The 21374-nt window shown below is 69.4% G+C and carries 16 protein-coding genes; 12 read left to right on the top strand and 4 right to left on the bottom strand.

What is annotated here, in order from left to right:
• The first annotated feature begins 10 nt into the window (after positions 1-10).
• From BMW78_RS00225 to BMW78_RS00175, 12 genes are all read left to right on the top strand, one after another.
• Entirely contained in the window at positions 11-5365 is a 5355-nt protein-coding gene (locus BMW78_RS00225; RefSeq protein WP_091755321.1) for a DEAD/DEAH box helicase, read from the top strand.
• 5 nt (positions 5366-5370) lie between these two features.
• On the top strand, positions 5371-6477 hold the full coding sequence (locus tag BMW78_RS00220; protein ID WP_218144181.1) for a PD-(D/E)XK nuclease family protein: 1107 nt from the start codon (positions 5371-5373) through the stop codon (positions 6475-6477).
• A complete protein-coding gene (locus BMW78_RS00215) occupies positions 6477-6911 on the top strand; it encodes a hypothetical protein (protein ID WP_091755318.1) in 435 nt (144 codons plus the stop codon). Before BMW78_RS00220 ends, BMW78_RS00215 begins: the two co-directional genes overlap by 1 nt.
• Positions 6912-7105: 194 nt before the next feature.
• Entirely contained in the window at positions 7106-9538 is a 2433-nt protein-coding gene (locus BMW78_RS00210; protein WP_091756417.1) for a helix-turn-helix transcriptional regulator, read from the top strand.
• 132 nt (positions 9539-9670) lie between these two features.
• Positions 9671-10363 carry a hypothetical protein gene (locus tag BMW78_RS00205; protein ID WP_091755316.1) on the top strand — a complete coding sequence of 231 codons (693 nt, stop codon included), beginning with the start codon at positions 9671-9673 and terminating at the stop codon, positions 10361-10363.
• A complete protein-coding gene (locus BMW78_RS00200; RefSeq protein WP_091755314.1) occupies positions 10360-11061 on the top strand; it encodes a DUF2306 domain-containing protein in 702 nt (233 codons plus the stop codon). Before BMW78_RS00205 ends, BMW78_RS00200 begins: the two co-directional genes overlap by 4 nt.
• Positions 11058-11855, top strand: a complete 798-nt coding sequence (locus tag BMW78_RS00195; protein ID WP_245735576.1) for a GNAT family N-acetyltransferase — start codon at positions 11058-11060, stop codon at positions 11853-11855. Before BMW78_RS00200 ends, BMW78_RS00195 begins: the two co-directional genes overlap by 4 nt.
• Before the next feature lie 136 nt (positions 11856-11991).
• Positions 11992-13119: a nuclease-related domain-containing protein gene (locus tag BMW78_RS00190; RefSeq protein WP_091755312.1), complete on the top strand. Its 1128-nt coding sequence runs from the start codon at positions 11992-11994 to the stop codon at positions 13117-13119.
• A 221-nt stretch (positions 13120-13340) separates the two neighbouring features.
• Positions 13341-15743 carry an ATP-binding protein gene (locus tag BMW78_RS00185; RefSeq protein WP_091755310.1) on the top strand — a complete coding sequence of 801 codons (2403 nt, stop codon included), beginning with the start codon at positions 13341-13343 and terminating at the stop codon, positions 15741-15743.
• Positions 15744-15951: 208 nt separating this feature from the next.
• Positions 15952-16368, top strand: coding sequence for a hypothetical protein (locus tag BMW78_RS00180; protein ID WP_091755308.1), 417 nt, complete (start codon positions 15952-15954; stop codon positions 16366-16368).
• A gap of 225 nt (positions 16369-16593) precedes the next feature.
• Positions 16594-16686 carry an excalibur calcium-binding domain-containing protein gene (locus BMW78_RS21435; protein WP_143056092.1) on the top strand — a complete coding sequence of 31 codons (93 nt, stop codon included), beginning with the start codon at positions 16594-16596 and terminating at the stop codon, positions 16684-16686.
• A 254-nt stretch (positions 16687-16940) separates the two neighbouring features.
• The gene (locus BMW78_RS00175; protein ID WP_143056091.1) at positions 16941-17897 is read left to right on the top strand and encodes a hypothetical protein; all 957 of its coding nucleotides are present in this window, start codon (positions 16941-16943) and stop codon (positions 17895-17897) included.
• 135 nt (positions 17898-18032) lie between these two features.
• On the opposite strand, the gene BMW78_RS00170 is transcribed toward BMW78_RS00175, so the two are convergent.
• From BMW78_RS00170 to BMW78_RS00155, 4 genes are all read right to left on the bottom strand, one after another.
• On the bottom strand, positions 18033-18593 hold the full coding sequence (locus BMW78_RS00170) for a hypothetical protein (RefSeq protein WP_177180216.1): 561 nt from the start codon (positions 18591-18593) through the stop codon (positions 18033-18035).
• Positions 18594-18753: 160 nt separating this feature from the next.
• Positions 18754-19356 carry a maleylpyruvate isomerase family mycothiol-dependent enzyme gene (locus BMW78_RS00165; RefSeq protein WP_091755304.1) on the bottom strand — a complete coding sequence of 201 codons (603 nt, stop codon included), beginning with the start codon at positions 19354-19356 and terminating at the stop codon, positions 18754-18756.
• Positions 19357-19458: 102 nt separating this feature from the next.
• Positions 19459-20130: a response regulator gene (locus BMW78_RS00160; protein ID WP_091755302.1), complete on the bottom strand. Its 672-nt coding sequence runs from the start codon at positions 20128-20130 to the stop codon at positions 19459-19461.
• On the bottom strand, positions 20127-21275 hold the full coding sequence (locus tag BMW78_RS00155; RefSeq protein ID WP_091755300.1) for a sensor histidine kinase: 1149 nt from the start codon (positions 21273-21275) through the stop codon (positions 20127-20129). The genes BMW78_RS00160 and BMW78_RS00155 overlap by 4 nt, the downstream gene beginning before the upstream one ends.
• Positions 21276-21374 lie beyond the last annotated feature (99 nt).

Genomic DNA, 21374 nt, shown 5'->3' with positions numbered 1-21374 from the left:
AGGAACAGCAATGACCACCCCTTTGAGCCTGCGCGACGACCTTGCCTCTGCTTACCTCAAGTACTTCGACACAGCCTTCTGGCTCCGCGACCCTCGGCTCCTCGCCGAACGGCGCCGCCTCCTCACGGCCCCGGGCACGCTGCTGAGCGAATGCCTCCTCGAGCCCGTCCTGCCCTACGACGCCACAGTGCCTTTGCTTGACGTCACCCAAGAGATGGGCGTGAGCGAGCGGAGCGCCCTGCTCGTGGGAAAAGCGTTGTTCGGGTCTTTCACGCCGGTCGGGCAACCGATCAAGCTGAGGGAGCACCAGGCTGAGGCGGTGCGCCGTCACTTTCAACCCGGTGCAGGACCCGGCCGCAACGTGGTCGTGACGTCCGGAACCGGTTCTGGAAAGACCGAGAGCTTCTGGCTGCCCACCTTGCTGCGTCTCGTCGAGGAGGCTCAGCGCTGGGAGGAGCAGCCCAAGCCGAAACATGTCTGGGACACGAACCTCAACCCGCGCGCCTGGCATTCCCCTCGGGTGCATGAGACGCGCCCGGCCGCGGTCCGCGCACTAGTCCTCTACCCCACCAACGCATTGGTGGAGGACCAGATGACCCGCCTCCGCCGTGCGGTGCGTCAGATCGGTCTGAGCCAGCCTGGGAAGCCTCTGTGGTTCGGCAGGTACACCGGTGTGTCCATGGGGCAGACCTCACGACCCAAACCGGGCAGCAACGCCATCCTGGACGTGGCCGCCGAGCTTCGGGCTATGCGCGACGAGTTCACCAAGCTTGAGAGCGCCGGCGCGAGCCCGGGCGACTTGGCGGAGTTCCCTGACCCACGTTCGCACGAGCTCCTCGTGAAGTGGGACATGGTGGACACGCCACCGGACATCCTGGTTACGAACTACTCGATGCTCAACGCAATGCTGATGCGAAGCCACGAGGAAGACCTGTTCCGTCAGACACGGGACTGGTTGGCGTCATCTGAAGACAACGTCTTCACGCTGGTCGTTGATGAGCTGCACCTCTACCGCGGCACCCAGGGCAGTGAGGTGGCCATGGTTGTCCGCAACCTCATGAGTCGGCTGGGACTCGACGCTGACTCCCGGAAGCTGCGCTGCATCGCGACGAGCGCATCCCTCGAGCCGGGGGAGGGCGGCCTGAAGTACCTCGAAGAGTTCTTCGGCATCGACCGTTCATCGTTCTCGGTCACAGCGGGGGCGCCCCGATCTCTCGGACAACCAATCACCCTGAATAGGGAAGCGGTGACCAGCGGGCAGGATCGCACTACCCCTGCAGAGCTCTCCCGGGCGGTGGCGCTCAGCTGCCTCGACCCGGACGAGGACCGTATTCGGGCGACCGAGGCAAGCGTGGTGGCCGAGCGGCTCTTCAACAACAATGACGAAGGCCTCGAGGGGCTGCGCGCCGTTCTGGAGCGGATCGGGGCGGCTGGAGGGGACCGCGCCGGAGTCCCGCTGCGCGCCCACCAGTTCGTGCGTACGGTCCGCGGGTTCTGGGCCTGCACGAATGCCTCGTGCAGCGGAGTGGCGTCCGAAGACCGGCCAGGCAGACGCATCGGCCGGATCTTTGGGATTCCCACGACAACCTGCTCAGACTGTGGCTGCCGAGTCATGGAACTGCTCTACTGCTTCGAGTGCGGCGATGTAAGCCTGGGCGGTTTCGTTGTCGACACTCCTTCCGAGGAGGAAGGCGGTGGCTACGTGCTCGGACCGTCGGCGGTGGATATCCCGTCGATGGAGGCGCAGCCGGTCTTCCGACGTATTTACGGCGAGTACGTCTGGTTCTGGCCAGGTGACCGGCCCGCCTCGTCTGACCCCTCCTGGGACAGAGCGATGCCCAAGGTAAAAGACTCAGACGCCCCCGGTTCCAAGAAGGCCCCGGGGAAGGTGAGCTTCTGCTTCTCGACCGCCGCCCTGGACCCCGCACTTGGCCTGGTGCAGGAGGACAGCCAGTCTGCGAACGGTTGGATCCTGAAGGCGACGCAGCTCCCCGAAGGAAGCAGGCACTCGGTCCCAGCGCTACCTGACCGGTGCCCTCGTTGCGACACCTCATACTGGAACGACAACACGACGTTCTTCGACGGCACCGTCCGAAGCCCTATCCGCGCGCACACCGCCGGGACCGCGCAGTCCACGCAGCTATACCTCTCGCAGTTAGTCCGGAGTATGGGGGAGCGGCCCGAGGACAGCAGAACCATAGTCTTCACGGACAGCCGAGACGACGCCGCGCGCACCGCGGCTGGCGTGGCCAAGAACCACTACCGAGATGTTGTTCGACAAGTCGTTCGCCAGGTCATGGACACCGAGGTGGAACTACGACCTCTCGTCGAGCGTTCGGTGCGGAACGAGGTCCTGTCCGCCGCGGAGCAACTTCAGGTACAGGCATTTCAGGAGGCGAACCCTGGAGTCCTCGATCTGCTGCAGAAGGCTCGGTGGCAGGAGCTGTCGGCCGATGAGAGCCGTCAGGTGGAGGCAGCCTTCGCGAGTACCGTCTCCAGCCAGGTCCCCTGGGCGGAGCTGCGGCAAGCGATGATCGATCGTCTTGTCGCGAAGGGCATTTCGCCCGCTGGGCCGGGTCCTTCCGCTACGCAGAACTCCGACGGCAGTCCATGGTGGACCGCGTTCGCCCCGCCTGCCCCAGGGTTGTGGGAGCCGCTGCCTTTGGGGGTGCGGGAGCAGGAGGCTGCCATGCACCGCGAAAAGCTCCTGGTCTCCATGTCGGAGGCGCTGTTTGACCGAGCGGGCAGGGACATCGAGTCCGTCGGTCTCGCCCATGTGGCTCCCGGCAAGATGGACGCGACCCGCGGGCCGTTGAGCGGCCAGGCAAACGCAGAGGTGCTGCAGTCCGTCCTCCGGATTCTCGGGATCCGTCGCCGGTGGACCGGCGGGGACGCCAGCGGCACACACAAGGCGCCGTCAGCTGTGGCGGCGTACCTTCGAGCGGTCGCGAAACACCAGGCTGTCGGCGAGGGCGAGCTGACCCAATGGGTCCAAGAAGAGCTGCAGCGTTCCGGTGCGGTAAGCGAGTGGTTGATCAACCTCTCGAGCCTTGCCACACCGTTGACGCTGGTCCGCGGCGGCACGCAGGTGTGGGAATGTCAGAACTGCTCGTTCAAACACCTCCATCCCTCGGCAGGGGTGTGTGCGAACCGTGGTTGTGGGTCGGCGAAGCTGGTGGCTGGCTCGAAGGACAACCACCATGACGACTACTACGGTTGGCTCGCCGCGCAGGAGCCCCGGCGGATGGCAGTTGCAGAGCTCACGGGACAGACGAAGCCCCTTAAGGAGCAGCGGCGGCGAGCGCGGGTGTTCAAGGGTGTGCTGCTACCGGCACCGGAGGAGAACTTCCTGACCACGCCGCTGGATGTCCTCAGCGTCACGACCACTATGGAGGTCGGTGTCGACATCGGTTCGTTGAAGTCGACCCTCATGGCCAACATGCCACCCCAGCGCTTCAACTACCAACAGCGAGTTGGCCGCGCCGGCCGTTCAGGACAGGCCTTCTCCTACGCCGTGACGGTATGCCGGGACCGCAGTCACGACGACGACTACTTCACGAACCCCCGCCGCATGACCGGTGATGTTCCCCCTCAGCCCTTTCTCGACCTTGGGAGACGGCGAATCGTGCAGCGCGTCATCGCTGCTGAGCTTCTGCGACTGGCTTTCGCAAGCCTCCCTGAGCCTCCGGCATGGACCACCGAGAGCATTCACGGAACTTTCGGGCTGGCGCAGGACTGGCCGTCTCGCCGTGAGCACGTGAGGCGGTGGCTGTCTGACAACGGACGTCGTCGGCAGGTGATCGATCGGTTTGCCCAGTTCACCAACCTCTCGGCCGACGATCTCCGGGCGGTGCACGCTTGGAGCGCCGACGGCCTCGTGCTCGCTATCGACAACGCCGTGGTCGATGACGGTGGCGCGATCCCCGAGCTGAGCGAGCTGCTCGCGACCGCAGGCGTTCTTCCAATGTTCGGTTTCCCGACTCGGGTGAGGCAGCTCATGAGCCGTAAGCCGAAGTCCCGGGCAGACATGGACGCGGCCGCGGTATCGGAGCGGTCGCTCGACCTGGCGGTGTCCATGTTCGCACCCGGAGCGCAGGTGGTCCGCGATGGCAGTCTCCACACTGTGGCGGGATTTGCTGCCTGGAGTGTCAAGGGCTACGGCGCTCCAGCGCCTCGGGACCCGTTGGGTCCCAGAAAGATCATCGGGCAGTGCGACAACTGCGGCGCGGCACAGATCGAGCCGACCAATCTTGTCTGCCCTATCTGCCGGGGTGGTCTCCGTGAGGTCCCCCTCCACCAGCCGGTTGGTTTTCGCACCACTTATGTGTCTAGGGACTACGACGACGAGAACGATGCCGCACCCTCGGCGGGCATGCCGCTGCTGTCAGTGAGTTCGCCCCCCACGACGAACTGCACGGTGGATGGTGCAGTTCTGGCCTCTCACGAACAGGCAAACCTGCTGCAGATCAACGACAACCGTGGCCGCCTGTTTCCAATCGCTCGCCAGTTGGACGGGAGCTGGATCGTCACAGACAGCAACCTGTTCCCGGATCGGCACGGGTGGCCCCCCACTTCTCGAGCGGACGACCACATCGCCATCGGCGAGATCCGGACCACCGACGTTCTGACGATTCAGATCCGCTCAGACGCACTGCCGCGAGGCTTCGTTCCCGCGCAAAAAGAGAAGACGCCCGCGGGTCGTGCGGCCTACTGGTCCCTCTCCGAGGTGATCCGACGTGGTGCCAAGCGTCTCCTTGATGTGGATCCCCAAGAGCTCGTCGCTGGACTGCATCCCATGGATGACGGGTCAATGTCGGTCTTCTTGGCTGACGCCTTGGACAATGGTGCCGGGTACGCCAGCGAGCTGGGTCGCGCTGACGTGTTCAACGAGCTCGTCACGCGGGTACGCAAAGAACTGGATGACGAGTGGCTCGATCCGGCTCATGCCTCCTGCACCAGCTCCTGCCTCGACTGCCTGCGCTCCTATGACAACCGCAGCTTGCATGGAGCCTTGGACTGGCGGCTCGCCCTGGACATGCTCGACCTGGCCGCCGGCGGCCCGCTGCAGTTCGATCGATGGTCGCGACTTGGGTTTAGCGTCGCGCAGGCTCTGAGCAGCACCCCCCTGCTGTCCTTGCATCTCGGACGCACCGAGATGGGCCTGCCCTACCTGGCCAGCACGGTCTCCAAGAGGGCTGTGCTGATCGGCCATCCGCTCTGGCACCAGGACCAGGACTTCTACGTGGAGGAGCAGGTGGAAGCCCTTGATGAGCTTGAGTCCGACCTCGGGTTCGCCTCAGTGGAGCTGACCGACGTGTACACCGCTGTTCGCCGACCGCTGGCGGTTCTCCGGTGGTTGACGTGACGGCCATGTGGATCACCCCTCGTCCGGCACCGCTCAATGCGGCCTCTCCGTCACTCCTCAGTGCTTTGGAGACCTGCCCGAAGAAGGCTGGCTATCAGCAAGATTCGGAAACCCGTGGGTGGAGCAGGCCTAGTACCCGGACGGCCCTTGGTATCGCCGCGCACGCATTCACGGAGAGGACCTTGCAGGGCAGCCCGGCCCGGGGGGTCTCCCTCGATGACTGGCTGACGCAGATGTGGACCCTGGTTGTCGAGGAACAACGTGACAAGCTGCGCCAACGGTGGCCAGGTCGTGAGGTTCCTCTGCCCACCTCCTGGCCGGGGTACGCAAGCACTAAGGTTCGGCTGATCAGGAGCCTCAAGCGGAGATACCAGTCCGGTCAAATCTCTAACGGCGCGCCCGGTACGGCGAGGCCAGTGCCGACTCCGAGAGTGAGCGTTGGGGGGCACCCACCGTTGCCGTGGGTGGAACGCAGGCTCGAAGACCCGGACACCGGGCTCTTCGGATATCCCGACCGGGTGGAGGAGGTGGACGGACGGCTACGCGTCGTGGACCTCAAGGCTGGGGTTCATCAGGGATCAATGACGTCAGGACAGCTGCGGCAACTGCTCATCTACGCGCACCTAGTCCGAGTTGCCCTTGGTCGGCTCCCGCACGAGGTTGTCATCGTCGATGTCAAGGGCGCCGAGGAACAAACTTCGGTCTGTGAGGAGATGGTGGCGCAGACGATCGCGAAGGCGTGCTCCGACGTCGCGATGTTCAACAACGCCATCGAAAGTCAGATGATCCCTGCCTCGCCTTCGTCCGAGAGCTGCCGGTGGTGTGACTTTCGTGTGCTGTGCGAGGACTACTGGGAGGCACGCGCGGACGACTGGAACGTCCGCGGTGACCTGGTCGGTGAAGCCGTTTCAGTCACCTCGGGTCACGAACTTCAACTAGCTTTGGACAGTCAAGACGGCGCAGCCCCTTATCGCCTTGTCCTCCCCTCAACCCGGGACATTCGCAGTGGTGACTACGTCGTCGCTGTCGGATGCGAGTCCTCCGGCTTCAACACCTCACGCGCCCGATGGAACAGCCTCGTGCGCGTCGTCAACGACAGGAGTGGCGACTGATGGCCCACAGCATGGACGCAATCTTCAGGCCCTCTCTCTCCGAACTGCGGCAGCAGTGGCAAGCCATACTGGACCGCAGCGTTGTGCCGCCTGGCAAGCGGCAGGTCGCCTTCACGCCAGTCGAGATCCTCCTGTGCATGTACGCAAGTCGAGTGGTCAACCATCGCCGGTACGGTGGCTCAACTGCGCATCTCGCTGAAGAGCCCGTGCAACTGCTCGCACGACTCTTCAAACGGCCTCCCTCGAGCATCCTCGCGAAGATGGCCAACCTCGACGGGAGCCGAACGCACGGCGGTAGGGGCGAAGTGGAGGCAGCCGAGAAGTTCGCCGGCTCACCCGATGATTACAAGGACGTCTATCGGCGCGTAATGAGGACGGCTAGGAGCGCCGGCATAGCGTCAGAAGTCCTGCCGGACTTTCTTGGGTTGAAGTAGCAGTACGGAACCGCTCGACGGCCCATTCAGAGGACCACGCAATAGTGACTCGAACCGATGGCGCATATGCCGGCATCAACTTGGCGTGGGGTCAGCGAGCCCGCACAGGTGTGGCGGTCGTCGATGCGGCCGGTCGGCTCGTGGCGTCGGCGACATCCCGGTGCGCGGCGTCGCCGCAGACCTATGCTCGCGGAGTGACCGTACCGGGGACGAAGATCCACGTCCCTATCCCTCGGCGCGGCATCGTGCGCCGCGCCCAGCTCACCGAGCGTCTCAACGCCGCGGAGCACGCGCGGCTCGTGCTCGTCTCCGCGCCGCCCGGCTTCGGCAAGACCACCCTGCTCAGCCAGTGGGTCACCGAGCGATCCACCGACAACGAGACCCGTGTGGCGTGGCTGTCCCTCGACGCCGGCGACAATGACCCTCGTCGGTTCGTCGCCCACCTCATTGCCGCCCTCGAAGCAGCCGGAGCCGCCACCCCCGAGGCGGACGAACTGCTCGAGACGGTGGCCGCCGTGCCCGTCGAGGCGGTGCTGACCAGCCTCGTCAACCAGCTTGACGAGCTGCCAGGACCGACGGTCATCGCCCTCGACGACTACCACGTCATCGAGGCTCCCGAGATCCACCAGGCCGTCACCTTCCTGCTCGACCACCTGCCGTCCCAGGTCACCCTCGCCGTCGCGACCCGCGCCGACCCGCCGCTCCCACTGCCGCGGCTGCGCGCCCGGGGCGAGCTCGTCGAGCTCCGAGCCGCGGAGCTGCGCTTCACCCCCGCGGAGGCCGGCGCCTTCCTCACCGACGTCATGGGCCTGCCGCTGACCGACGAGCAGGTCGCCGCCCTCGAGGCCCGCACCGAGGGCTGGGTCGCCGGGCTCCAGCTCGCCGGCCTCGCACTGCGCGGCGTCGACGACGCCACCCCCTTCGTCAAGGACTTCACCGGCAGCCACCGCTTCGTCCTCGACTACCTCGTCGAGGAGGTGCTGCGCCGCCAGCCCGACGACGTGCGCGCCTTCCTCCTCGACACCGCCGTGCTCCACCGGCTCACCGGACCGCTCTGCGACGCCGTCACCGGCGGCACCAACGGCACCTCCATGCTCGAGGCGCTCGAGCGCGACAACCTCTTCGTCGTCCCTCTCGACAGCCAGCGCCGGTGGTACCGCTACCACCACCTCTTCGCCGACGCCCTCCGAGCCCGTGAGACTGCTGAGCGGCCGGATCACCGTCCGACGCTGCACCGCCGGGCAAGCGACTGGTATGCCGCGCACGGACTTGAAGAGGACGCCGTCGCCCATGCGCTGGCGGGTGACGACCCCGAACGTGCCGCCGACCTCGTCGAGGCGGCCCTGCCCGACCTGCGTCGCGAGCGTCAGGACCGTCTGCTGCGGGATTGGCTTACCGCGCTCTCGGACGAGGTGGTCCGTCAGCGGGCGCTGCTGGCCACCTACCGCGGCTGGTCGAGGCTGGTCGAGGGTGACCTCGACGGGCTGACCGCCTGGCTCGACGACGCCGAACGCGCTCTGGCGGCATCGCCTCCATCGGCGTCCCCTGGCGCGTCCGTCGCGACGCGGGAGGAGCTGCGCACGCTGCCCGCGACGATCGCGATCTTCCGCGCCTCGGCAGCCCAGGCCCGCAGCGACACCGCCGCGACCACCGAGCACGCCCGCCGCGCGCTCGCCGCGATCGGGCCGGAGGACCACATGGCCCGCGCCGGCGCCTCCGGCTTCCTCGGGCTGGCAGCCTGGGCGCGGGGCGACCTCGACGAGGCGGTCGCGACCTTCAGCGAGGCCGTGCGCAGCATGGCGGCCGCCGGCGATGTCGCCGACGAGCTCGGCAGCACCGTCCCTCTCGGCGACATGTGGGTGGCCCGCGGGCGCCCGGAGGAGGCCCAAAGGCTCTTCGAGCGAGCCCTGGCCAAGGCCGACCGGCACCCGGGCGCCGCGCTCGCTACACACGGCGACCTGCACGTCGGGCTGGCCGACGTGCTCGTCGACCTCGGCGAGCTCGACGCGGCGCAGGAGCACCTGGCGGCAGCCGAGGCGCTGGGGGAGTCCGCGTCACTGCTGGAGAACCGGCACCGGTGGTACGTCGCGGCAGCCCGGCTCCACGAGGCGCGCGGTGACCTCGACGGCGCGGTCGACCTGCTCGACCAGGCGGAGGCCCTCCACGTGCCTGGCTTCTTCCCCGAGGTCCGCCCGATTCCTGCGCTGCGGGCCCGCGTCCGGATCCGGCAGGGACGGCTCGACGACGCACGTGACTGGGCTGCCGAGCAGCGTGTGGAGCGGGTCGCCGAGCCGTCGTACCTCGAGCGCTACGACCAGGACACCCTGCGGCTGCTGGAGCAGGCCGAGGCGGCCGCCGCACGCGGTGCGCCGGCCCGCAGGCCCGGCCACGCGGCATACGGAAAGGCGTTGGGAGACAACGCACCCGGCGCAGCCGAGGAGCTCAGCGACCGGGAGCTCGAGGTGCTGCGCCTGCTGGCCACGGCGTTGAGCGGGCCGGAGATCGCGGATCAGCTGTACGTCTCGGTCAACACGCTGCGGACCCACACCAAGCACATCTTCACCAAGCTCGGCGTCAACACCCGACGGGCGGCCGTGCAGCGGGCGAGCGACCTCGGGCTGCTCTGACCCACCCATCCCGTCGTGGTGAATCACCACGTCGATCACATCGGATGGTGATTCGGCCTCACCCCGCCGGTTCCTAGGTTCGAGCTGTCGAAGGCACCCCGCCGCGACGGACGCCAGCAAAGGAACCCAGCCATGACCGTCACCACCACGCGCCTCGGCCAGGCGGCCGGCATCGCCACCGCCCTCGCCGGCGCCATCTTCATCGCCGTTCAGATCAACCACCCCGCCATGGACCTCGACTCGGTCAGCACCACCGACTGGGTGGTGCGCAACAGTGCCAAGACGCTCATGTCGGCGCTGGCGCTGGCCGGCCTCACCGGCCTCTACCTGCGCCAGCGCGCCCGGGTTGGCCTGGTCGGCCTCGCCGGCTGGCTCGTCCTCAGCGCCGGCTACCTCCTCATGTTCGCCACCACGTTCCTCGCCGCGTTCGCCCTCCCCAGTGCCGCGCAGGTGGCGCCGGGCTGGACGAGCGACGTCGTCGCCGCGGCTTTCGGCGGCAAGCCGGTCGGGGACATCGGCGCGCTGTCGGTCGTGTTCGCGGCCACCGGCATCTGCTACGTGCTCGGCGGACTGCTTGTCGGCATCACAACCTTCCGGGCGCGCGTGCTCGCTCGCTGGGCCGCCGTGCTCCTCGCCGTCGGCAACGCCTCGACGCTGGCGTTGGCCGTGCTGCCCGCGTCGTTCAACCGGCCGATGGCCGTGCCCACTGGCATCGCCCTGATCGGGCTCGGGGTCTCGCTGTGGCGCGACCAGCGTCGCGAGGCGACCGGTGCCGTCCCCACCACCACCGCTGCTGCGCCCACCGCGCAGCTCTCGGTCCGATGACCACCCGGCAGCGGGGTTGGCGCGCCCCGGCCGCCCTGGTGGCGGTGAGCGCCATCCCGCTCCTGGCCGGCACCGCCCGGCTGGTCGAGCTCGCCGGGGGCCCGCAGCTGATCCCGGCCGACGCCCGGTTCGCCGCCTCCCCGCTGCCCGTCGTGGTCCACATCGTCTCGGCCGCCGTCTACGCGCTCCTCGGGGCGCTCCAGTTCGCCCCCGGGTTCCGGAGGCGGCGGCCAGGGTGGCACCGGGCCGCCGGTCGGGTCCTGGTTGTTGCCGGGCTCGGTGTCGCGCTGTCGGCCCTCTGGCTGACGCTCTTCTTCCCGCCACAGCAGGACTCCGGGCCGCTGCTGTTCGTGCTGCGGGTCGTGTTCGGCCCGGCCATGATCGCCAGCCTGGGGCTGGGCGTCACGGCGATCCGCCGTGGAGACGTGGCCACCCACCGGGCCTGGATGACCCGGGCCTACGCGATCGCCCTCGCCGCCGGCACCCAGGCGTTCACCGAGGGCATCGGCGGGGCGGTGCTCGGGCACAGCCCACTGGCCCTCGACGCGTCGCGCGGAGCCGCGTGGGTCATCAACCTCGCCGTCGCCGAGTGGGTGATCCGGCGCCGTCCCGTTTCCGACGCAGGCGTGGGCGGCGGTTCTGGCGCTGACCCGGGCCGCCACCAGCGGGTCGCCTTCGCCGTGGGGGAGCGGCCGTGAGCGCGGCATACGAGTTCCGGGTGGGTGGCCACCTCGACGGCCACTGGTCGAACATCCTCGCCGGGCTGGCCCTCACCCACGGCAGCGACGGCACGTCGACGCTGACCGGCCCGGTCGCCGACCAGTCCCAGCTGCACGGCGTCCTCGCGGGGCTGCGCGACCTGGGCGCGCCACTCCTCGCCGTGCGCGCGCTGCCGCCTAGCGTGGGCGGGGTGACTGACCCGCTTGCGGCCCTGACGTGGCCCAGACGAACTGAACGGCTGCTGCTCCGACCGGCACGTCCCGAGGACGCCGAGGTGACGTGGCGCTTCCGGCGCCTCGAGTCCGTATGCCGGTGGATCACCGAGGTGCCGACCAGCGAGGAGTCCTACCGGGCCACGTTCACCGACCCCGCGCGGCTGGCAACGACGCTCGTGATCGAGCTGGACGGTGAGGTGATCGGCGACCTCATGCTGCGCGTCGACGACGCGTGGGCCCAGAAGGAGGTCGTGGACCAAGCACGGGCGACGCAGGCCGAGCTGGGCTGGGTCCTCGACCCGAGCTTCGCGGGCAACGGGTACGCGACCGAGGCCGTCCGCGAGCTGGTGTGTATCTGCTTCGACGAGCTGGGACTTCGACGCGTGACGGCCACCTGCTTCGCCGACAACGAGGCGTCGTGGCGGCTCATGGAGCGACTGGGCATGCGACGCGAGGTGCACGCGGTGGCTGACGCACTGCACCGGTCGGGGGAGTGGCTCGACAGCTACGGCTACGCGCTACTCGTCGAGGAGTGGCGTGGCGCATCCCGAGCGTGAGGGTGGCGTGTCGCGATCACGTGCCTGCGCGAGCTCGGGTCGTCGGAGGTCACGGCTGTTGAGAGCGACGCTCTAGCTGACGGCAAATCGTCCCAAAACACACTGGCGATCCGGCTGCAATGGGTAGGTTCGGCGCATGAGTGCCGGGAAGGGGGCCCGCCGCGAGGCGGAGCATGCGGCCGAGGCCGCAGCAATGCTTGAGCGAAAGGCGGCGTATGCGCGTCGACGCGCGCAGAGCTTCGAGCTGGGATCTGAGGGGGAGCTGGCGGTCGCGCACGCGGTGGCGCCACTGACGGTGACTGGGTGGCACGTCCTCCACGACCGGGCTCTGCCTCACGGAGGCAACCTCGACCACCTGCTGGTCGGGCCGGGCGGCGTGCTCGTCCTTGACGCAAAGAACTGGTCAGGGGATGTCAGCGCAAATAGCGTCCTTCGAGTCGGTGGGCGCGACGTGTCCAAGGCCGTGCGTCAGCTGACCGACGGAATAGGTGAGGTGCGGACGTCGCTTGTCAGCGCCGGCTTGGACCTGCCGGTTGCGGGAGCACTGGTCCTCACTCACGAACGCCACCAGCACCGCGCGTCGGAGCGCTTCGGCGGTGTTCTCCTGGTTGGCGTATCCCGCGTCGAGGAGGTCGTGACATCGACCTCCCGAGACATCGGAGTCACGCTGGCGGAAGCGGCCGTCCGGCATCTCACGCTCGCCTTTCCTGGCGCCGGCGCGGACCCTTCCAAGGAGTCGGTGCCAAAGCCGGTGTCGCAGAAGGCCCATCCGCTGTACCAGCGAGCAAACGTCTATCTGTATGTCCAGCCCTGGTCTCGGGCAGGGCGGCACCGGTTGTACGTCAACGACGAGTCCGGGCGAAACCTTGGCTACAAGGACACTGTGGCTGGCACCATCGCCGTGACGGAGCCCGACATGGACTCCGCCGTGCGCGGTGTCCTGATGCATGCAACCGTGAGAAGTCTGGACCTTCGCGCGGATGCCCTACCCAAGGTGCCCATGGCCCTGCCCGGCGGCCGACTCCTGGGCGTGATGACCCGCACCTGGGTGGCCTTCCACGTCGGGTACCGCTGGCGCAGGGGCAGCTTCGATCGTCTTTACGGGTGGCGTGCAGATCCCACCGATGGGGTGGCCGAGCTCGGCTATGTCGACCTGACCACCGGGCACATCCATCCCCAGGCAGCGGAACCTCTCGGCAAGGACCTCGGCACTCCGGAGCGCTACCTCGAGCGTCTCCGCGACCGATTCCGTGTGAGAACTTGAGAGGAAGCCCCGGCCGCAGTCCTCGGGCAGCGCTCGAACCGTTGGCCCTTCGTGAGGCACCGGCTTCGTCCGACGGTTCCGCCGGAGGGCGTGAGGGGCTCGTTTCGTACCCGGCACCGTGAGCGATTGGGGCCAACGGCTGAAACCCTGTTCCTTCGGACGATCCGAGCAGCGCCGGGGAAACGAGCCCGAGAACGGCGACGGCTACCTACACTCTGGCCATGTCGTCAGCAGGGGGTTTCGGCGCGTTGCTGCGCACCCTGCGCGAACGCGCGGGATTGACGCAGGAGGAGCTGGCCGAGCGAGCCGGGCTGACCTCGCACGCCATCAGCGCGCTGGAGCGGGGCGTTCGCACCCGCCCCTACCCCCACACCATCCGCTCGCTCGCCGACGCCCTCGATCTCGACGACTCCGCACGAGCCGCCCTCTTCGCCGCCGTGCCGCCCCGGGCCGTGAGTCGCACCTCCCCATCAGACGCTGCCGCACCCACGCGAACGGACCGCAGCCGCTCGGACACGCGGCAGCCACAGCCGCTCCCCACGCCCCTCACTGCGCTGGTCGGTCGAGAGGAGCAGGTCCGTGGGCTGACTCGCCTGCTCACCTCGGGAACGGCTCGGCTGGTGACGCTCACCGGACTGGGCGGCGTGGGCAAGACCCGCCTCTCGCTGGCCGCAGCTGCTGCGGTCGCCGAGTGCTTCCGCGACGGGGTGGCGTGGGTGCCGCTGGCCGCGGTCTCCGACCCGGACCTGGTGATCCCCACGATCGGCCGGGCCGTCGGGCTCGCCGGCTTCGAGGGGCTGGACGCCGACGAGGTGGTGCTCCAGGCGCTGAAGGACCGTCAGCTCCTGCTCGTGCTCGACAACCTCGAGCAACTGCTTCCCGCCGGCACAGCACTGGCGCGGCTCCTCGAGGCGTGCCCGCGCCTCGTCGTGTTGGGCACGTCCCGGGCGCCGCTGCGGGTCCGCGGTGAGCACGAGCAGCCCGTGCGCCCGCTCGCCCTCCCGACCTCCGAGCCGTCCACGGACCCGTCGCCGTCCGTCGAAGCCGTGGCAGCCTCACCCGCAGCCTCGCTCTTCGTCGCCCGCGCGCAGGGGGTGCGCCCCGAGTTCGCCCTGACGCCGGCCAACGCGGAAGCCGTGGCCGCGCTCTGCACCCAGCTCGCCGGCATACCACTCGCGTTGGAGCTGGCCGCTGCACAGGTGCGGGCCCTCGAGCCGGCCGATCTCCTGCGTCGGCTGGAGGTGGTGCTCGGCAGGGAGGGGGCGGCCGACCTCCCGCGACGCCAGCGGACGATGACCGCCACCCTCGACTGGAGCTACGACCTCCTCGACCCGGACGCCCAGCTCCTGCTGCGGCAGCTCGGCACCTTCGTCGACGGCTTCGGCCTCGACTCGGCTAAGGCGGTCGCTGACGAGGGAGTGCTCGACCGGCTGGAGCGCCTCGTGGAGCACTCGCTCGTCCTCTACCGGCCGCTGCCGGACGGCACGCCCCGCTACCGGCTGCTCGACCCGGTGCGCCAGTACGCCCTCAGCCGGTTGGACGCAGAAGAGTTCCGCACCACCGCACTTCGCCATGTGCGCCACTTCCTTGCGAGGGCGCAGGCCGACCTCCCGGCATACCGGCGAGCGGAAGCGGTGGACGTCCTCGCGGCGACCGCCCTGGACGACGGCAACTTCGACGCGGCGCTGCACCGTGCCATCGAGCTCGACGAACCGGAGCTGGCGGCACGGCTCTGCTTCGCGCTGTGGCTCTACTGGTGGTTGCGGGGGAGCCTCATCACCGGCCGACGGCACGCCGCACGCGCGCTCGCGTGCGAGCTGCCGGAGCCGGCGCGGGTCGACGTGCTCCTGACGCGGGCGTCCATGGCGTTCGCCCAGGGCGACCTGGAGACCAGTGGCCCGGGATGGCGCGAGGCGCGGCAGATCGGTGATCGCCTGGGTGACCTGCACGCGCAGGCGTATGGCACCGCAGGGGAGGCCCTCGTCGCGATCGCGCGCGGAGAGCTCGAGGATGCCGAGCGTCTGCTCACCAGAGCGGCGGAGCTGAGTGGTCTCGGGCTCGACGACGACGACTGGCTCTGGAGCCTGGTGCACATCTGGCTGGGCACGGTGCGGCTGCTGCAGGGGCACGCCGACGAGGCTGCGGGCCTGGTCGAGTGCGGCATCGACGCGGCGCGTGCCCGCGGCGACCGCCTGGTGACCTACATCGGGTTGTTCACCGCCTCCCAGGCCGCCACGGCCCTGGACGAACCGGAACAGGCCCGGCAGCACCTCGAGGAGGGCATCCGGCTCTCGACCGAGACCAGGGATCTCGCCAACCTCGCCTACTTCCTCGAGGCGCTGGCCGTCCTCGAGGGCAGCGAGGGCGGCGGCCACGGCAGCGCCAGACGGGTGGCCGTCCTGCTCGGTGCCGGACAGGCCCTGCGCGACCGGGTCGGCGCCTCGGTCTACGGCTACTACAAACCCGACATGGCGCTGCGCGCCAAGGTCGAGCAGCAGGCGCGGTCGCTGCTGGGCCCGGTCGCGTTCGCGGAGGCCGTCGAGGAGGGCCGGATGCTCGACGTCGACGACTGTGCAGCGCTCGCGCTCGCCACGGGACCGCGACTGCGGCTCGCCCGGCCCTAGCTGCCGAGGGCTTCTACGGCGGCGGGACCGCGGGCGGCGGGACCGCGTGTGTGGGGCCGGGTCTCGCGCCGGGTCCAGGCGACTCGCACACTTCTCGCACACTCGGAGGTGTCCGCCCAGTGTGCGTGGTGGCGGCTCCTCGTCGACAGCATAGTGGGGGCCGAAGCGCGGCCGACGGGGCGGCGCACGCCACCAAGAGGACACCCACATGATCCGCAAGACCCTGCTCACCGCCGCCACGACGGTGGGGCTCCTGGCCACCGGCATCGGCGCCGCGTCGGCCCACGAGTGCTACATCGCCAACCGGTCCGCCCAGGGCAACGCCGGCGCCTCGCACTCGGCGAACTGGTACACCCTGCAGATGTCCGACCTCTTCGCCGAGGCACACCTCTTCTTCGGCGGCGAGCCGCTCACCGATGCGCAGCTCGCCTGGGCGCTGGAGCAGACGAAGGCGCAGGGCATCCCGCTCAGTGTGACGATGTTCGAGAAGTTCACCATCCCGCGCTCGGTCGAGAAGCTCGAGGGCCTGTCGACGAAGTCCAGCGACGGCAAGGGCGTCGACCACTTCTTCAGCAGGTACGGCGACGCACTGTTCCAGATCTTCAGCGCGGCCCAGGCTCGTTGAACACACGTCCTCCGCCACCGGTCGAACAAGGCGCCGCGGGCGGAGGGCATCGGGGGAACCATCGGGGCGCCGCGCCCTCGGCTGGGGAGCCGGGGCGCGGCGCTCCCTTGTGCGGTGCAGCGACAGGCGCGTTGAGCGACGGCCGGCGGCCCGGCAGCCGCCACCGAGCTGGCGCAGGCCGGCGTGGTCGCCGGCGCCGAACTCGGTCACCCGGTTGGTGCTCGGATGCCTGACCTGCGGGCCACCTCGCTCTACGCTGGCGACCCGGGCTACAGCACCCACCTCGACAGTGAAGGAGGCGAGCTCGCGTGCGAGTAGGTGGACGGCATGGGTCCCGGGGAGTGCCGTCCGTCGCCATGACCAGAGCGCACACACCCTCCCGGTGCAGCCGCGAGGCCGTGACCGGCATGGTCCCAACCGGAAAAGCGCGGTAGGTGGGGTTCTCGGTCCGGGTCGCACCCGGCATACGCATCAGGGCCTCGAGCCGGGGCGTCCGGACGAGCATCGGCCCGCGGGCCGCGCGCCTCCACGTCGGTTCGGGTCGTCCCGGCGTCTCGACCGGGTTCGGCCCCGTGGGGTTTTACACGTCTCTCGGAGGCGGACGCCGCACCTCTGGTCACGCGCCGGCTGCGGCGGGACGCAGCGTCGCCGCGGCGGCAAAGGCGGAAGCGGCGCAGGACCTGGCCCGTGCCCTGCAGAACATCGAGAACCTGCACCGTGCCGAGTTCACCGTCTCGCAGAAGCCGGTGGCCCTGGAGACGGCGCTGCCCGACGAGGCAGCCATCCGACGCCGCCACCGTCGGGCAGCGCGCGCCGGAGTCGGGTTCTTCGACCTTGCAGGACGACGACAGGCGAAGGCAGCCGCAGATGCAGCGGCACAGGACGAGATCTCGGCTGAGTCCGCCAGGCTGAAGAGTGAACGGGGCGCTCGCCAGGCCGAGCTGGATGCATCCTGGGAATCGTTCACGGCCAACGATCCGGAGCTGGTGATGGGCGCCCTCTTCACGGCGTTCGAGGACAATGACGCTCCCGCCGCGCCAGTCGCCGTCGACGGTGACAGCGTCTCCGTCGTGGTCCTCGTGCCCGACGTCGATGTGGTGCCCGAGCGGTACCCGACCACGACGGACGCCGGAAACCTGTCTTTGAGGAAGATGACCAAGAGCCAGCAGGCGGACCTCTACACGCTCATGGTGTGCGGCCTCGTCCTCGTCACGGTCAAGGAGGCCTTTGCCGTGGCACCAGGCCTCGAGGAGACGCGAGTCGTGGCGATCCGGGTGCCGCGCCAAGACGCCTACGGCCAGCCTGTTGTGGAACCAGTGCTGGCCTGCAGCGTTGACAGGTCCGCCCTGCGCGGCATCCAGTGGGGGAGCGCGGACGCCGGGCACGTGCTGGCGGACGCAGCAACGGAGCTCGTCATCAACCGCAAGGGCGCGGCCAAGGTGCTGACGCCTCTCGACCTCGGCCAGGAGCCCGACATCGCACGTGTCCTGGAGCGGGTCGATGTGGGCGAACTGCTGCAGCACGGCTGAGCGCCCATCCGGCGGCGCCAAGGTCTGCCTGCAACTGACACAACAGGTATGCCGCGCGCCGCACCCTTTGGTGCGGCCGGCGGCATACCTGTCCTATTGACGGCCGTGAGCTGACGGGCGCCGGCGGGCGACGCTTCAGCGACCCCGGACCGAGACCGTGCTCGTCGCGACACCGTCAGCCGCCACCCAGCCGGTGCCGAGCGGGCGGCCCGAGACTCGCAGGGCACGCAGGCCGGTCACCGTCAGCCGCGAGACGACCATCGCCAGCGCCATCATGACGAACGCCGCGGTCCACGCGTCGGCGCCAGTGATGAGGTGGTCGCGGGAGAACTGGCCGATCGCCCGGGGGAAGAAGTGCTCGGCACCGTAGGCGAACGCGACCCGACCGCCGATGACGGCGACCCACACCGCGGCATACGCAAGACCGGCGGTGGTGGTGACACGGTCACCGTCGCGACGCACCCGCATGGTCAGGGCGGCGACGACGCCGAGGAGGAGGCCGGCGCCCAAGCCGGCGAGCTCGAGCAGGCCGTCGTTGCCCAGCGTCGGCGCGTCGTCGAGGAAGAACCAGCCTGCCGCCGCCACGACGAACAGGGGAGTGGTGATCCGGCGGCGGGTCAGGGTGCGGGTGCCGAGGTTGCTCGACAGGATCCAGGCGAGGAGTGCGAGGTTGAGGAAGTACTGGCCGGTGGTCATGGTGTGTGCTCCGAGGTCGAGACGGGTTGTGGTCTGGCTCCACTGTCGCCGCACCCCCCACCTGACCGCGTCGCCCCCGGGTTGGAACCTGCGCCACCTCGACTCTCCACCCACGGGTGGAGTGGGTGCCGGACCCCGACGCCCCGCGGGGCCCTGCGACTCAGTCCTGCTGGAGCCGGGGCAGGGCCCGGCCGTCGGGCAGCGTGCGACCCGCAAGAAGCGCCACCAAGGAGGCGCTGTCAGCGCGAACCGGCTCACCCTCGCCGTGGCTCCAGTCGGAGTCGCTGGCCTCGAACCTGGTGCCAGTGACATCGAGGCCGAACCATGAGCCTTCGGAGGCGGCGATCAGGTCGAGGACGGCGGAGACTGCCTCATCCGGCGCGACCGGCGGCCGCTCGAGGGCGATCGTCGCGTCGAGCGAGTGGATCACCGCGTGGCTCAGGGCTCCGCTCGCGCCGCCGCCCGGCGGCTGCCAGGCGTGGAGCGACTCTGACTGCAGCTGGCCGAGGAGCTCGGCGTGGGGAAGCGACGCGCCCCGCTCTGCGACGTTGTTGGAGAGGACGGTGAAGTCACCGCCGGCAGCGGCCATCTCGGCGCCGAACTTCTCCGGCGTCAGCCGCACCGGCATGGTCACGTGGGCGACGACGTGCCGCACCTGCCAGTCCTCGCACAGCGACGGCGCGTCCCAGGCCTCAGGATCGGCGGACAGGAGCTCGGCGAGACCTTGGTAGGTCGGCGCCACGAGTGACTGCAGGTCGGTCATGACCGGTCTCCTTGCATGAGGGGAACGCGCGCTTCCTCGAGGCAGCGTAGTGAACTGGGGCGACACCGCCTCCTGAACGCACGGCGCCGCTCCGTGGCTTCCTCACGCGCCCGAGCCGACCAGACCGGTCTCGTAGGCGTAGATCACGGCGTGCACCCGGTCGCGCAGTCCCAGCTTCATGAGGACCCGGCCGACATGTGTCTTGACCGTCGTCTCCGAGACCACGAACTCGCTGGCGATCTCGGCGTTGCTCAGTCCACGAGCCATGAGCCGCAACGTCTCCAGCTCGCGCGCGGTGAGCGCGCTGAGCCGGTCGCTTGCGGCAGGGACGACCGGCGCGGCCCGGTCGAGGAACGACTCGATCATCCGGCGGGTGACGCTCGGTGCGAGCAGCGACTCACCCGAGTTCACCGCGCGGATGCCCGCCACCAGGAGCTCGGGCTGGACGTCCTTGAGGAGGAACCCGCTCGCCCCCGCCTGCAGGGCGGCGTAGACGTACTCGTCCATGTCGAACGTCGTCAGCATCACCACGCGCGTCTGCCCCGCTGCGTCGGTGAAGATGCGGCGCGTCGCCTCGATGCCGTCGATGCCAGGCATCCGGACGTCCATGAGCACGACGTCGGGCCGGGCCGACTCCACCAGCGCGACCGCCGTGTCTCCGTCCGCCGCCTCGCCCACGACCGCCAGGTCCGGCTCGATCTCGAGGATCATCCGGAACCCCGTGCGCACCAGCGCCTGGTCGTCGACGACGGCGACACGAATCCGGTCGCTCATGCCGGCCCCAGGGGCAGCGTGGCGAGCATCTCGAAACCGCCCTCTGGTCGTGCGCGTGCGGTGAGCGAACCGCCATAGACCGCAACCCTTTCGCGCATCCCCAGCAGTCCGTTGCCAGCCTCGGGAGCCGGGTCGTGCGCGGCTGCGGGCTGCCCGTCGTCGCGCACCGCCAGCTGCAGTTGCTCGGGCCCGTAGTCGATGAGCACCTCGGCCCGCTGCGGCCCGCGCGCGTGCCGGAGCGTGTTCGTGAGCCCCTCCTGCACGAGCCGGTATGCCGTGAGGTCCAGCCCCGGAGCCAGTGGCTGGGGCGAGCCGCTCACCGAGACCTCCACCGGAAGACCGGAGGCTCGGAACTTGTCGGCGAGGCGGTCGAGCTGTTCGAGCCCGGGCGGTGGCTCGAGGGAGGCGGACTCATCCTCCTGTCGCAGCACGCCGACCATCCGGCGCATCTCGGTGAGCGCCTCGCGGCCCACCGCCTCGACCGCCTCGAGCGCGTGGCGTTCCGCCACCTGGTCGGGAGTGAGGCGCCGGCGGACGGCCGAGGCCTGGACGGTCATCACCGAGACGCTGTGCCCGATGACGTCGTGCAGCTCGCGCGCGATGCGGTTGCGCTCCTCGGCGACGGCCCGCGACGCCCGTTGCTCGCGGGTCACCCTGCGCTGCTCGGCATAGAGGCGGGTGACCCGCACCAAGGCCCCCAGCAGCCACGCGATGACGAACGGTGACAACCACACCAGGGTCAAGAGGGTCGTCGACGCCGGCGCGTTCCGGTTCATCGGGTCGAGCAACGCCCACGAGGCCCACATCAGCGGCCCCATCGCGAGACCCCACAGCGACTGTCTCGTGGGCAGGAGACGGGCCCCCGTGTAGATCGCGATGACGAAGGGCAGGGCGACGGCGTTGCCCTCGGGCGACCCGAACACCGCGAACTCCAGAGTGCACGTCACCCACATCGCCACCAGGACGGTGCGCGGGCGCACGCGGCGAGCCACGAGCAGGAGGCTCGTGACGGCATACAACAGGGACTGTGCCCAGAGAGGTCCCTGGCGGTGCGTCGACATCATGCCGGTCCACGCCTCGAGCTGGCCGAGCACGCCGACGACCGCAGCGACCGCGATGTCGAAGGCCCAGCTGCGCCGGCTCATGGGCCGACGGTACTGCCGCCGAGCGGCGAGGTCGTCCTCCTTGCGGAGGACCCGGGGATCCTCCTGCGGGACAGGCGGAATCCTCCCGCGGCGCGACGA

The organism is Pedococcus cremeus (genome assembly GCF_900111375.1).
GTDB lineage: Bacteria > Actinomycetota > Actinomycetes > Actinomycetales > Dermatophilaceae > Pedococcus_A > Pedococcus_A cremeus.
This window is presented reverse-complemented; position numbering and strand designations above follow the sequence as displayed.